Genomic DNA, 14,801 nt, shown 5'->3' on the forward strand with positions numbered 1-14,801 from the left:
TGAAAGTAAAGACTAAAGCAGCTCTTGAGGATGAATCTGTAACCCAACTTTACAGCAGACGCAAAATAGATGTAGAAAGTGTATTCGCTCCTATTAAGCGCAATTGGTTGTTCAAAAGATTTCACCTCTAGGACTTCAAAAAGTAAACGTCGAGTTCGAGATTATGGGATAGCACTTTTTAAAGAACTTTTGAATTGGATATCTACCTTATAAAAATAATAAGCTTCATTAAATGTTAAGTGTAAATTTACTTGCGCCTCTTATCAGCTATTGCAACAGCTTTCCCCGTATTCGCAAAATGCACCTTCGTCAACCCTTTCAAATACGCCTCACCATGCTTCAATAAAATCTTCGCCGCTGCTTCATCCACGATTTTTCCAGCGCCTTTTGGCAAAGTCATACCCGCGTCTTGACTCATTCGGTCCATTTCTTCAAGAAATGCAACGCGAGCGATAATCGACGCACAGGCAACTGAAACGTGAAGACCTTCTGCTTTCGTGGAAAACAAGACGTTCTCACGAATGATTTCTGGTTCTTCTTTAATGTGCTTATAATAGATGCCGCGTTCTGCAAATTGATCGATTAAGATAAAGTTTGGTTTTTCGGGTGCAATCTCGTTTAGAACATATTTGAGTGCTTGGTTGTGCAACAAGGCTTTGATTTTTCCTTGTGACCAGCCTTGGCTTTGGACTTTGTTGTATTTATCATTTTTTAAAGTTAGCACTTTATGTGCAAATGTTGCTCTAAGGTCGGGGGCAACTTGGCGCATCCAGTCATCGGTCAGTTGTTTCGAATCTTTCACACCGAGTTCGCGTGCAAGTTCAACTTTGTCGGCCGGTACGTAACACGCCGCGACGGTAATTGGTCCGAAAAAATCACCGGTGCCCGTTTCGTCAGATCCGAGAACCGAAAGTTGGGCAAAACCGTCAGGAAGTTTGTCTCCTTTTGTTGAGACGATTTTGTCAGCTGCAGGGGCAATTCCCCATTTTGCTGCTTCTCGTGCAGCTCCATTCCCTTGAAACATGACTTTTCCAGAGGTGTAAACAGTCACGACGGTATCGGAGATTTTAGCGCTAAAGCGAGCATATGGATTTTTGGAAATGATCTTGTTTTTCTCGTAATGAGCAATCACTTTGAGAAGACTGTCTTCTGTAAGTTTTAGAACGACGTTTGACATGAGTGGGTCACCTTTCTTTGATTCACAATCAGCTTGTGTTCATGGTATGATGGGTAAAGAATTCCAAAGGGGGATATTGCATTGTCAGAGCAACATAAAATTCACACGGTCGTTGACATCTATGGCAACACCTATAAAATGGTTGGTACTGAAACGTCCGGTCATATGCGCTTAGTTGCATCGATTGTCGATAGCCGCATGCGAGAAATCAATGCGTTGAATCCATCATTGGATCAAGCAAAGCTTGCCGTCTTAACTGCATCAAATGCGGTACATGACTATCTTAAACTGAAAGAGCAAGTTGAACAATTAGAAAATGAATTGAAAAAACTGAAGGGTTGACGTGAATGCTTGATATACTATTAGTCATCTTACTGATCGGTGGTATCATCGTGGGCGCAAAAAGAGGGTTTATTGTCCAGTTGATTCATATGATCGGGTTTGTTGTTGCACTAGTCGCGGCTTATAAATACTATAAACCACTGTCCGAATACTTTGTGTTGTGGATTCCCTATCCAGCGATAAATGAAAACTCTCAGTTCACGCTAGTAGTGGATCAATTAGACTTGGATCAAACTTTTTATCAATTATTAGCCTTTGCACTTATTTTCTTTGTTGTGAAGTTCGCATTGCAACTGGTTGCATCGATGTTTGATTTTTTAAAGTTCTTACCAGTACTTGGATTTTTCAGCAAAATTCTAGGTGCGATTTTAGGGTTTATCGAAGCCTACATACTGTTGTTTATTTTCATCTATGTGTTCGCGCTGCTTCCACTTGATGTGGTGCAGAACCAATTAGAGAATTCAGGAATTGCTCAATCCATGATTGAGAATACGCCTTATTTTTCTGAGAAAGTAAAAGAATGGTGGTATATTTATCTATAGTAGGAACTTCTCTCTTACGAGGGAAGTTTTTTTAATCGAAACGAGGAGGGCTTTTGGTGAATAAGAAAATTATCATCAGAACACTTGAAAAAATTGCGTTATACATGGAACTTAAAGGGGAAAACCCATTTAAAGTATCGGCTTTCCGAAAAGCCGCTCAAGCGCTGGAACTCGATCAGCGCAGTTTGGACGAAATCGAAGATGTCACCAAATTAAAAGGTATTGGAAAAGGAACGGGAGACGTTATACTCGAACTAATAAATGACAATAAGTCAACCGTTCTCGAAGAGCTTCAAGAAGAAGTGCCAAAAGGGCTGATTCCAATGATGAAACTTCAAGGATTAGGTGGTAAGAAAATTGCCAAACTTTACAAAGAATTGGGCATTGATTCGATGGAAACCTTGAAGGCAGCTTGCTTGAATGAAGAAATCCAGAAACTTCCAGGATTTGGTCCGAAATCAGAAGAAAAGATACTCAAAGAGATCAATGACTTTGAAACCAAGCCGGATCGTCAGCCAATTTGGAAAACGGAAGAAACCGTGGCGTTTATTCAAGATGTTTTAACATCAATTGCCGAAGTTACTGAGTTTTCAGTAGCTGGAAGTTTTCGCCGGACGAAAGAAACAAGTAAAGATATCGACTTTATTATCGCAACCGCTGAACCTGCGCTCGTGAAAGAGCAATTACTTGCGGCTTTACCTGTAAAGGAAACGATTGCATCTGGAGACACAAAAGTTTCGGTGACTGTAGAAGTATTAGAACCAATTGATGTAGATTTTCGTTTAGTCGCGCCTGAAGAATTTGTCACAGCGCTGCACCACTTTACCGGATCGAAAGACCATAACGTGAAAATGCGTCAACTGGCCAAGTCGCAAAACAAGAAAATTAGTGAATACGGTGTCGAGCAGGAAGACGGAACGGTCACTACGTTTGCATCTGAAACAGAATTTTTTGCCCATTTTGGTTTGCCGTTTATTCCGCCATCGGTGCGTGAAGATGGCCGTGAACTCGATCGTTTAGATGAATTGCCAGAATTAGTAACGATTGAAGACATTAAAGGCGATTTGCACATGCATACCACTTGGTCAGATGGTGCCAACTCCTTAACAGAAATGATTGAAGCGTGTGTCGCGAAATCCTATCAATTTATGGTTATTACCGATCATTCGCAGTACTTGAAAGTTGCGAATGGCCTAACCCCTGAACGACTGACAGAGCAACACGCCTTAATTCGTGAAACGAATAAAAAATACTCAGAAATCGAAGTATTTTCTGGAACAGAAATGGATATCTTGCCAGACGCTAGCTTGGATTTCGATGATGACATGCTGAGCCAATTAGACTTTGTCATTGCCAGCATCCATTCAAGTTTCCAGCAACCACAAGAACAAATTATGGAACGGATTTTAACGGCTATGAAAAACCCAAATGTTCACATGATTGCACACCCGACTGGTAGAATTGTCGGCCAGCGTGATGGCTATAATCCGGATGTTGAACAAATCCTCGATTGGGCAAAAGAATACGGCAAAATTGTTGAATTGAATGCCAGTCCGTACCGTTTAGATCTTGCTGTTCCTTACCTTGTACTGGCTCAAGAAAAAGGAGTTCCTGTCGCAATCAACACAGATGCTCATGCCATTGAAGGATTGGAAGTCATGGAAACCGGCGTCAAGCATGCCCAAAAAGCCTGGCTGAAAAAAGACACGGTCGTCAATACGTGGTCACTTGAAAAATTCAAAGAATTTATCAACAAATCAAAATAACAAATGATCCAGACACTTGCAGAAGAACGACATAGAACCATTTATTTTATAGCCAAAGTTAGGAGGTTCTTACATGATCGCAGAACGCGCATTAAGAATACTTGAATTTTACAAAATCCGCGATGAAGTGGCACGTTACTGTACGTCTTCACTTGGAAAAGCCCATGTGGATAATCTGTTGCCATCCACAGATATCAATGAAGTTAATCGCTTACTTGAACAAATGGACGAAGGCGCACAAGTACTGCGTGTTAAAAACAATGTGCCGATGGGGGGGATTTTTGACATTCGCCTTCACGCACGAAGAGCACAAATTGGTGGCAGTCTAAGTCCAATGGAACTAATGGAAGTGTCATCGACTGTTCGTGCGAGCCGCATCTTGCGTCAGTTTTTCGAAACCATTCAAGAAGAAGCAGTAGTGCAGATTCCACATTTCCTAGAGAAAAAAGAATCCATGCCCATCCTGACAGCTCTTGAACACGCCATTAATATTTGTATTGATGACAATGGTAGGGTATTGGATAGTGCGAGCACAGAGCTACGGACTATTCGACAGCAATTGCGTACACAAGAAAGTCGTGTCCGTGAGCGTTTAGAAAGTTTGGTGCGTGGCAAAAATGCTTCGAAAATGCTGTCGGATTCGATTGTGACGATACGCAATGACCGTTTTGTCATTCCGGTCAAGCAAGAATACCGCAGCCATTACGGAGGCATTGTACATGACCAATCTTCATCAGGACAGACCTTATTTATCGAACCAGATGCAGTCGTCCAAGCAAATAATGAAGTGCGTCGTCTGAAGATGAAAGAAAAAGAAGAAATCGATCGTATTTTGCTGATGTTGTCAGCACAGGTCCAAGAAGTGGCGCATGAACTCTTCTTATTAGTTGATGTACTCGGTGAAATCGATTTAATCTTAGCAAAAGCAAAATACGGCTCAGCTCATCGAGGTACCAAGCCGACGATGAACACAGAAGGCTATATTAATTTGCGAAAAGCGCGACATCCGTTAATTCCAAAAGACGAAGTCGTACCAAACGATATCGAATTTGGTAGAGATATAACAGCGATCGTCATCACCGGCCCCAATACAGGCGGTAAAACAGTGACGTTAAAGACGGTTGGGTTATCGACGTTGATGGCACAATCTGGTTTGCCGGTACCGGCTCTTGATGGTTCAGAACTTGCGGTATTCGATCAAATTTTTGCCGATATCGGCGATGAACAATCAATCGAGCAAAGCTTGAGTACGTTTTCTTCGCATATGGTGAATATTGTTGATATTTTGACCAAGTTCGATGAAAATTCACTGGTGATTTTTGATGAACTGGGAGCGGGTACAGATCCTCAAGAAGGAGCGGCGCTAGCAATATCACTATTAGACGAGGTCCATGGCAGAGGCGCGCGTGTTATTGCGACAACGCATTACCCGGAACTAAAAGCTTATGGTTATAATCGTCCCGGTGTAGCGAATGCCAGTGTAGAGTTTGACGTGGAGACATTGAGTCCGACTTACCGGTTATTAATTGGAGTACCAGGTCGGAGTAATGCCTTTGAAATTTCAAAACGTCTTGGATTGCCAGATCATATCATTAGCCATGCAAAGAGCTTTACAGGAACAGATAGCAAAGCAGTTGACTCGATGATTGCATCTCTTGAGAAGAGTCGTCGACAAGCAGAACAAGACGCAGAACAAACGCAAGAAGTCTTACTAGAATCTGAGCAATTGAAAAAAGAATTAGCCAAGCAATTAGCAGAATACGAGCAACAAAAAGAACGGCTAGAAGAAAAAGCCAAAGAAAAAGCGCGGAAAATTGTTGACCAAGCAAGAGCAGAAGCGGAAGCTGTCATAACGGACTTGCGCAAAATGCAGCTTAATCAAGGTTCGCCGGTAAAAGAGCACGAACTGATCCATGCGAAAAAGCGGCTTGAAGAAGCGATGCCTCAAAACCGAATCTTGAAAAAAGCAGCAAAAGACAATGCAGAAAAACCGTTAAAACCAAATGACGAAGTTAAAGTCATTTCCTTCGGTCAAAAAGGAACCTTAGTTGAAAAAGTATCGAAAAATGAATGGATTGTTCAAATCGGTATTTTGAAAATGAAATTGCCTGAGTCAGACCTGTCTTATACAAAACCCGAAAAGCAAAAAGAAACCCGAACGATGGCAACCTTAAAAGACCGTGACAGTCACATCAAAATGGAGCTAGACTTACGTGGTGAACGTTATGAGGATGCACTTGCACGTGTTGAAAAATACTTGGACGATGCGTTATTATCAAATTACCACCAAGTATCAATTATTCACGGAAAAGGAACAGGTGCGCTACGCCAAGGAGTCCAGCAATACTTGAAAAAACATTCACGTGTAAAAAGCTATCGTTTTGGCGAAGCGGGAGAAGGCGGCTCTGGTGTGACCGTCGCCGAATTAAAGTAAGTTTCTAAAAAGGGGAATAACAAATGACAGAGACAGGGTTTTGGACACACCCGCTAGTCGAATCTGCTGGCTATTTTAGTGTGGTAGTATTGTGCTTGATCGTCGCAATGGTGATTTTCGAAATGGTGACCAAGTACAATAATTGGGAACAAATCAAAAAAGGTAACCTAGCAGTGGCAATGGCTACAGGTGGCAAGATTTTTGGTGTCACCAATATCTTCCGCTTTTCCATCGAACAGCATAACTCGTTAGTTGAAATGGTGGGCTGGGGTCTGTTTGGTTTTACCTTGTTGATCTTTGCTTATATTTTGTTTGAGTTTTTGACACCTAAATTTAAAGTAGATGATGAAATTGAACGGGATAATCGTTCTGTCGGCTTTATTTCAATGACCATTTCGGTTGGCTTGTCGTTTGTCATCGGAGCTAGTATTCAATAGGAGTTGGATGTTGTGGAAAATCTTATTAAAATTTTGTTTGTTTTCTGTGCGATTTTTATTATTGTCGGAATTATTTTCCTGTTCGTTTTTTAATGGACAGTGCCAGCCTTGGAGCTGGCTTTTTTATATGGATGAAAAGTTCGCAAGTAGAGACAGTTATCGACAGGTGAGAGCTGTTTCGAATGGAGCTGCTCTAGTGAAAGGTACTCAAAAAGATTGAGTTGGTCATTAGCAAAATTAGTCTTTACTCAGAAGTCCTAAAATAAAGTTTGAAAGCGTTCTCAATCTTCTTTATAATCAAAAGTAGGAATATTCGCGCGATTCTAATAAAAATTAGGAGGTCAAAAGAATGACTGAAAAGCCCTGGCTTGCACATTATCCACCAGAAGTGCCCCATACACTGACTTACCCAAGCATGCCGGTACAGGAATATTTAACAAAGGCTTATGAGAAATACCCACAAAAAGTAGCAATCCATTTTATGGGGAAAGAACTTTCTTATGAAGAACTTTATCAGTCTTCTATGAAGTTCGCTAACTATCTTCAAAAATTAGGCATTAAAAAAGGCGATAGAGTATCGATTATGCTGCCCAATTGTCCGCAGGCGGTCATTAGTTTTTATGGGATCCTTTATGCGGGTGGCGTCGTCGTGATGACCAATCCGTTATACACCGAGCGCGAAATCGCTTATCAAATGAAAGATTCAGGTGCACGAGCCATCATTGGATTGGATATTCTATTCCCACGGATTTCAAAAGTATTAAAAGAAACAGATCTAGAAAATGTCATTGTCACCGGGATTAAAGATTATCTGGCATTTCCTAAAAATTTAGTTTATCCATTTATCCAGAAAAAGCAGTACGGCATGACCGTTAAAGTGGAACATCGAGGCATTAATCATTTGTTCACTGAAATTATGAAAACCGCACAATCAACTGTCGTGAAAACACCTTTCGATTTTGAAGAAGACCTTGCGTTGTTGCAGTATACAGGAGGTACGACAGGCTCTCCGAAAGGGGTCATGTTAACGCATAAAAACATCATTTCCAACGCAACCATGTGTGATAGCTGGCTGTATAAATGTAAAAAAGGCGAAGAAACCATTATGGGAATCATCCCGTTATTCCATGTATATGGTTTGACGACGGTCATGATTTTATCTGTCATGCTTGGTGACAAAATGGTGCTGCTACCAAAATTCGATCCAGAAACAGCATTGAAAACCATCAGCAAGCAAAAACCTACCTTATTCCCAGGAGCACCAACGATTTATATTGGATTGATGAATCATCCGGATATTGAAAAATACGATCTTTCTTCTATTGAAGCTTGCTTGAGCGGTTCGGCTCCACTGCCAGCAGAAGTGCAAGAGAAGTTTGAAAAACTAACAGGAGGCAAGCTAGTCGAAGGTTACGGATTGACGGAAACTGCCCCAGTTACTCATTCAAACTTAGTTTGGGGAGAACGAACAAAAGGTTCGATTGGTTTACCGTATCCAGATACAGATAGTAAAATTTTTCAGTCAGGTACATTAAACCCGGTTCCTAACGGCGAAATTGGAGAAATTGCGATTAAAGGTCCTCAAGTGATGAAGGGCTATTGGAACAAACCGGAAGAGACGGCTGCAACAATCGTCGACGGCTGGTTATTGACTGGAGATCTTGGCTACATGGATGATGAAGGTCATTTCTTTATCGTGGATCGTAAAAAAGACATGATCATCGCTGGTGGCTTTAATATTTATCCGCGTGAAATCGAAGAAGTATTATATGAGCATGAAGCGATTCAAGAATGCGTCGTAGCTGGTATACCAGATCCGTATCGTGGAGAAACAGTAAAAGCATACATCGTGCTAAAAGAAGGCTATACTGTAACAGAAGAAGAACTCAATACGCATTGCAGAGAAAACTTAGCTGCATTTAAAGTGCCGCGCATTTACGAATTCCGCAAAGAATTACCGAAAACAGCAGTTGGTAAAATATTACGAAGATCGTTAGTGGATGAAGAAGTCGCTAAACAGAACGAAGCAGTTCCGTCATAAGAACTCGCCCATTTCAAACTTGCAATCTGCTGAGTCAGTAAATAGGATAAAAACTTGACACTCTAGTGAATAAACGATAATATGAAAATATGAATGAATCGCCATTCATATTTTCATATTTTTTTGGGTGGTGACAGTATGGTAAAAAAAGATAAGCCAAAGTATAAGCAGATTATCAATGCGGCGGTTATTGTGATTGCTGAAAATGGCTATCATCAAGCGCAAGTTTCGAAAATAGCCAAACAAGCAGGCGTAGCTGACGGAACGATTTATTTGTATTTTAAAAACAAAGAAGACATTCTCATCTCTGTATTTCAAGAGAAAATGGGTATTTTCGTCAGCAAGCTAGAAGAAATCATCTCGCGTGAGTTGACTGCATCAACTAAACTAGGGTTAATGATTACGAGTCATTTCGAGTTATTAGCGAGCGACATTCACTTAGCTATTGTGACGCAACTTGAATTGCGCCAATCAAATCACGATCTCCGCCTTAAAATCAATAATGTGCTTCGAGAATATTTAAAGCTAATGGACAAGATTCTCATAAAAGGAATGGAAGATGGAGAATTTGACATTGAAATGGATATTCGTTTAGCGAGACAGATGGTTTTTGGTACAATGGATGAGACCATCACAACATGGGTCATGAATGATCATAAATATGATTTAGTCGAACTCGCGCCACAAGTTCATCGTTTGCTGCTAAAAGGTATGCAAGCTTAAAGAAAGGGGCTCATTGGATGGAATTTATTAGTTGGAAAAAAGAAGATGGAGTTGCCATCGCGACGATTAATCGTCCACCGGCAAACGCACTGTCGCGTTCACTTATTTTGGAAGTCGATGAATTGTTAAACCAAGTAGAAAATGATGAGGAAGTTCGCGTCATTGTTTTGCACGGAGAAGGCAGATTCTTTTCTGCAGGAGCCGATATTAAGGAATTCACACAAGTATCTTCAGGAGAAGAATTTTCAAAATTGTCAGCGAGTGGTCAGGAAGTTTTTGAACGTGTTGAAACGTTCCATAAGCCAGTTATCGCCGCGATCCACGGAGCTGCTTTGGGCGGTGGATTGGAATTGGCAATGAGTTGTCACATGCGATTTGTTACTGAAAATGCTAAACTAGGATTACCGGAGCTTCAATTAGGATTGATTCCGGGGTTTGCTGGAACGCAGCGTTTGCCTAGGTATGTAGGCGCAGCAAAAGCAGCTGAAATGTTATTAACGAGTGATCCGATCTCAGGAACGGAAGCAGCGCAATATGGCTTGGCTAACCGTGCCTATCCAGAAGAAGACCTTCTTTCGGAAACGCTTACAATTGCCCGTAAAATTGCGAAGAAAAGTCCGGTTTCTGTAAAAGCAGCTATCCAAATGTTGCAATATACAAAACCTGCTTCGTATCACGAAGGTGTCAATGCAGAAGCACAATCTTTTGGTACAGTTTTTGTTTCAGAAGATGCTAAAGAAGGAATTCAAGCATTTTTGGAAAAACGGGAAGCGCAATTTAAAGGGAAATAATACTTGGGAGGTTTACGTTCATGAACATTTATGTATTAGTAAAACGTACGTTTGACACAGAAGAGAAAATCGTCGTTTCAGGTGGACAAATCCAGGAAGACGGTGCGGAATTCATCATTAATCCTTACGATGAATACGCGATTGAAGAAGCTATCACAGTCCGCGATGCACACGGCGGAGAAGTAACGGTCGTTACAATTGGTAATGAAGAAGCAGAAAAGCAACTGCGTACAGCACTTGCGATGGGCGCCGACAAAGCTGTATTGATTAATACAGAAGACGACATTGAAGAAATGGATCAATTTACTTCTGCATACATATTGGCTGAGTATTTAAAGGACAAAGAAGCTGATTTGATTTTAGCAGGAAACGTAGCAATTGATGGCGGTTCTGGACAAGTCGGACCACGCGTTGCCGATTTACTTGGCATTAACTGTGTAACGACTATTACTAGTTTGAGCATTGATGGCGAAACTGTAACCATCGTTCGTGATATCGAAGGCGATGCAGAAGAATTAGAAACGTCATTGCCACTGTTAGTGACAGCTCAACAAGGGTTAAACGAGCCGCGTTATCCATCGCTTCCAGGAATTATGAAAGCGAAGAAAAAGCCGCTAGAAGAACTGGAATTAGATGATTTAGATATCGAAGAAGACGACGTAGAAGCGAAAACAGAAACAATCGAAATCTACTTGCCACCGAAAAAAGCAGCTGGCCGTATTCTTGAAGGTGACATCTCAAACCAGGTAACAGAACTGGTTGGCTTACTACGTAACGAAGCAAAAGTTATTTAATGTAACTTGAAGTGACCGATCATCTTAAGTAAAAGATACAACGACAAGTTTGTTGATGATTTTAAGCGTTCGGTACGTTCATATAACGATAGCATTTTTTCACATTTACTTAGGGGGTAAACAGACTATGGCGAAGAAAGTATTAGTTTTAGGCGAAACGCGCGAAGGCGCATTACGTAATGTTTCATTTGAAGCAATTGCAGCTGCTAAGAAAATTTCTGGCGGCGGTGAAGTAGTAGGCGTTTTAATCGGAGATGCAGTCGCTGATTTTGGTGCTGAACTTGTGGCATATGGCGCAGACCGTGTCGTAACAGTTGAACATCCGCATTTGAAATCATATACATCTGACGGCTATGGTCAAGCTTTCATGGCAGTTATCGAACAAGAAAAACCAGAAGGTCTCGTTTTTGGTCATACATCAGTTGGCAAAGACTTGGCGCCCAAAATCGCTTCTAAATTACAAGCTGGCTTAATTTCAGATGTTACGGACATTGAAGGAGAAGGCGACGAAGCTGTATTTATCCGCCCGATTTTCTCTGGTAAAGCGTTTGAAAAAGTGAAACTAAAAGATGGCATTGACTTTATTACAGTGCGTTCGAACAATATTGCGCCACTTGAAAGACAAGAACGTTCAGGTGAAGTTAATTCGTTGGCTGTGGATATTACAAACCTGCGCACGATTATTAAAAATGTTGTCCGCAAATCAACTGAAGGTGTCGATCTTTCGGAAGCGAAAGTTATCGTAGCTGGAGGCCGTGGCGTCAAGAGCACAGAAGGATTTGAACCTTTACAAGAATTAGCTAATCTTCTTGGTGGTGCAGTCGGTGCATCTCGCGGAGCTTGTGACGCAGATTATTGCGATTACTCACTTCAAATTGGACAAACAGGAAAAGTGGTAACACCTGACCTATATATCGCAGCTGGTATTTCTGGAGCTATTCAACATATGGCGGGGATGTCTAACTCGAAAGTCATCGTAGCAATCAACAAAGACCCAGAAGCAAATATCTTCAAAGTAGCAGATTACGGCATTGTCGGAGATTTGTTTGAAGTTATTCCCATGCTGACAGAAGAATTTAAGAAAGTAATGTAATTACAAAAAGTGGCTAATCGCTTACTTTAAAAACTTAAACAGGTGGCGAGAAAAAATTCGTCATCTGTTTTTGTCTGAGGATTTTTACTAATGAGTGGCTTGAAGAAGTAGCGACTGCTGTAGGAAAGCAACTGTTAGGACGGAAGCGATCTGTTTTCGTTTAGCCCAATGATCTGCTGGGTAATAGAGGAGTAGGCAAAAAAATAGCTAGTGTTTTTAACGCATGATATACTTTGAATATAGTTTGGTTAATCATAAGGAGGAATTATTCATGGCAATTGTACACGGTACAGATCAGAACTTTTCACAAGAAGTAGCAGAAGGACTCGTTTTAGTAGATTTTTGGGCAACTTGGTGCGGACCATGTAAAATGATCGCTCCTGTGCTAGAAGAATTGGACGCTGAAATGAGCGATAAAGTTAAAATCGTAAAAGTTGATGTGGATCAAAACCAAGAAACAGCTGGAAACTATGGCATCATGTCGATTCCAACTTTGTTATTGATGAAAGACGGCGAAACAGTTGATAAAGTAGTTGGTTTCCGACCAAAAGAAGCATTAGCTGAATTGGTTGAAAAACACACATAATTCTTAACCGGGTCCAGTGATGGTACCCGGTTTTTTAATAGGGTGATAAAATGGCAAACGAATTGATTCGACACAAATTGGCAATATTGCCTGATCAACCAGGCTGTTATTTGATGAAAGATCGCCAGAATACGGTAATTTATGTAGGAAAGGCAAAAGTTCTCAAAAATCGTGTACGTTCTTATTTTACGGGAAGTCATGATACCAAAACACAACGTTTGGTGAATGAAATAGAGGATTTTGAGTATATTATTACGTCTTCTGATAAAGAAGCATTAATTCTCGAATTGAACTTGATTAAAAAATACGATCCGAAGTATAACATTATGCTGAAAGATGATAAAAGCTACCCGTACTTAAAAATTACGGGAGAGCGTCATCCGAAGCTGATCACGACAAGACAAGTAAAAAAAGATAAAGGGAAATATTTTGGGCCTTATCCAAACGCCTACGCAGCAGCAGAAACAAAAAAACTACTGGACCGCTTGTACCCGTTGCGGAAATGTCATACGATGCCTGACCGAGTATGTCTGTATTATCATTTAGGTCAATGTTTAGCACCGTGTGTTAAACCGGTTGAAAAAGAAACCTATCAAGAGATGATTGATGGCATTACAAAGTTTTTAAACGGTGGATTCCGTGAAGTTAAAGTGCAATTGGTCGCAAAAATGTCGGAAGCGGCAGAAAATCTGGAATTTGAACGCGCAAAAGAATACCGTGATCAAATTAATATGATTGAAACGGTGATGGAAAAACAAAAAATGGCGATGAATGATTTTACCAATCGCGATGTTTTTGCGTATGCTGTTGATAAAGGCTGGATGTGTGTGCAAGTCTTTTTTGTGCGACAAGGCAAACTAATTGAACGAGACGTATCGCTTTTCCCCTTGTACCGCGATCCGGAAGAGGAATTTTTAACGTATCTCGGGCAATTTTATGAAAAAGCCAACCATGTGAAACCGAATGAAATTTTAATTCCTGAAGCGGATGATCCGGACATGTTAAAAGAATGGCTAGGCGTTCGTGTACTCGTTCCACAACGAGGCAAGAAAAAAGAGCTGGTGGCACTTGCTAAGAAAAATGCGGAAGTGGCCATTAAAGAAAAATTCCAATTGTTAGAGCGACAAGAAGAACGAACCATTGGCGCGTGTACAGATTTGGGTGAGGCGATGAATATTGAAGTGCCTCTTCGCATCGAAGCTTTTGATAACTCGCATATTCAAGGCGCTGATGCAGTATCTGCAATGATTACGTTTATTGATGGCAAGCCTTCTAAAAAAGACTACCGCAAATACAAGACTCGGAATGCGTCAAAGCCGGATGATTACGCGGCGATGCGAGAAGTTATCCGTCGACGTTATTCACGTGTATTGAAAGACGGTTTACCTTTACCTGACCTGATTGTTATTGATGGAGGAAAAGGACAAATGGAGTCGGCACGTGAAATTTTAGAAGATGAACTCGGTTTATCTATCCCAATTGCGGGTCTAGCAAAAGACGCTAAGCACCAAACTTCTCAATTGCTGTATGGTTCACCTGCTGAAATTGTGCCACTAAAACGGACGAGTGAAGCTTTTTACTTGCTTCAACGGATTCAAGACGAAGTCCACCGTTTTGTTATTACGTTTCACCGTCAGTTACGTGGAAAAAATTCAATTCAATCAGCACTTGATGGGCTTGAAGGGGTTGGCCCCAAACGTAAGCAACAGCTACTGAAACATTTTGGTTCTGTTAAAAAAATCAAAGAAGCATCAGTAGAACAAATCCAAGAGGCAGGAATGCCAGAAGCGCTAGCAATCTCTATTGAACAGCATTTTAAACAAGGCACATTGCCAAGCGAGTCGTAACATGGTATCGTAGAAGAATAAGTAAATCACTTGGAAAAGTGATGATAGAGGCGCGAACGTCAATAGTAAGCATCTGGAGATTTGCAGAATCTGCGAAGGATGGTGAAAGGGATGGTCGCCGAAGTGTGCGTATGACTGCTATTACGCATGCTGGTTCTGCATTTAACAAGTGCAGAGCTGTCAGAGTCAATCTCTGGAGGGCTATCTCACATGGACGTTTTTTTCGTA

General features: G+C 41.0%; 13 protein-coding genes and 1 riboswitch. Of the genes, 12 read left to right on the top strand and 1 reads right to left on the bottom strand.

What is annotated here, in order from left to right:
* Positions 1 to 247 precede the first annotated feature (247 nt).
* Entirely contained in the window at positions 248 to 1,177 is a 930-nt protein-coding gene (rnhC, locus tag AJGP001_RS06900; RefSeq protein ID WP_071153203.1) for a ribonuclease HIII, read from the bottom strand.
* Positions 1,178 to 1,258: 81 nt separating this feature from the next.
* Between rnhC and zapA the strand changes: the two genes are divergently transcribed.
* The 12 genes from zapA to uvrC all read left to right on the top strand — a co-directional run bounded on the left by zapA (position 1,259) and on the right by uvrC (position 14,573).
* Positions 1,259 to 1,519 carry a cell division protein ZapA gene (gene zapA / locus AJGP001_RS06905; protein WP_058385691.1) on the top strand — a complete coding sequence of 87 codons (261 nt, stop codon included), beginning with the start codon at positions 1,259 to 1,261 and terminating at the stop codon, positions 1,517 to 1,519.
* 5 nt (positions 1,520 to 1,524) lie between these two features.
* Positions 1,525 to 2,061 carry a CvpA family protein gene (locus tag AJGP001_RS06910; protein WP_071153204.1) on the top strand — a complete coding sequence of 179 codons (537 nt, stop codon included), beginning with the start codon at positions 1,525 to 1,527 and terminating at the stop codon, positions 2,059 to 2,061.
* Positions 2,062 to 2,117: 56 nt separating this feature from the next.
* Entirely contained in the window at positions 2,118 to 3,827 is a 1,710-nt protein-coding gene (polX, locus tag AJGP001_RS06915; RefSeq protein WP_071153205.1) for a DNA polymerase/3'-5' exonuclease PolX, read from the top strand.
* Positions 3,828 to 3,900: 73 nt separating this feature from the next.
* On the top strand, positions 3,901 to 6,261 hold the full coding sequence (locus AJGP001_RS06920) for an endonuclease MutS2 (protein ID WP_078080308.1): 2,361 nt from the start codon (positions 3,901 to 3,903) through the stop codon (positions 6,259 to 6,261).
* 23 nt (positions 6,262 to 6,284) lie between these two features.
* Positions 6,285 to 6,698 (top strand): DUF350 domain-containing protein, encoded by a 414-nt coding sequence (locus tag AJGP001_RS06925; protein WP_058385687.1) that lies wholly within the window; start codon positions 6,285 to 6,287, stop codon positions 6,696 to 6,698.
* A 349-nt stretch (positions 6,699 to 7,047) separates the two neighbouring features.
* A complete protein-coding gene (locus AJGP001_RS06930; protein WP_071153206.1) occupies positions 7,048 to 8,739 on the top strand; it encodes a long-chain-fatty-acid--CoA ligase in 1,692 nt (563 codons plus the stop codon).
* Between the two features lie 138 nt (positions 8,740 to 8,877).
* Positions 8,878 to 9,462: a fatty acid metabolism transcriptional regulator FadR gene (locus AJGP001_RS06935; RefSeq protein ID WP_058385685.1), complete on the top strand. Its 585-nt coding sequence runs from the start codon at positions 8,878 to 8,880 to the stop codon at positions 9,460 to 9,462.
* 17 nt (positions 9,463 to 9,479) lie between these two features.
* Entirely contained in the window at positions 9,480 to 10,253 is a 774-nt protein-coding gene (locus AJGP001_RS06940; RefSeq protein WP_071153207.1) for an enoyl-CoA hydratase, read from the top strand.
* 20 nt (positions 10,254 to 10,273) lie between these two features.
* The gene (locus AJGP001_RS06945; RefSeq protein WP_071153208.1) at positions 10,274 to 11,047 is read left to right on the top strand and encodes an electron transfer flavoprotein subunit beta/FixA family protein; all 774 of its coding nucleotides are present in this window, start codon (positions 10,274 to 10,276) and stop codon (positions 11,045 to 11,047) included.
* A 127-nt stretch (positions 11,048 to 11,174) separates the two neighbouring features.
* Positions 11,175 to 12,140, top strand: a complete 966-nt coding sequence (locus tag AJGP001_RS06950; protein WP_071153209.1) for an electron transfer flavoprotein subunit alpha/FixB family protein — start codon at positions 11,175 to 11,177, stop codon at positions 12,138 to 12,140.
* Between the two features lie 271 nt (positions 12,141 to 12,411).
* On the top strand, positions 12,412 to 12,726 hold the full coding sequence (gene trxA, locus AJGP001_RS06955) for a thioredoxin (RefSeq protein ID WP_071153210.1): 315 nt from the start codon (positions 12,412 to 12,414) through the stop codon (positions 12,724 to 12,726).
* Between the two features lie 50 nt (positions 12,727 to 12,776).
* Positions 12,777 to 14,573, top strand: a complete 1,797-nt coding sequence (gene uvrC / locus AJGP001_RS06960; protein ID WP_071153211.1) for an excinuclease ABC subunit UvrC — start codon at positions 12,777 to 12,779, stop codon at positions 14,571 to 14,573.
* Between the two features lie 37 nt (positions 14,574 to 14,610).
* Positions 14,611 to 14,785: riboswitch (Lysine riboswitch) on the top strand.
* The last annotated feature ends 16 nt before the right edge of the window (positions 14,786 to 14,801 follow it).

The organism is Planococcus faecalis (assembly GCF_002009235.1).
GTDB lineage: Bacteria > Bacillota > Bacilli > Bacillales_A > Planococcaceae > Planococcus > Planococcus kocurii.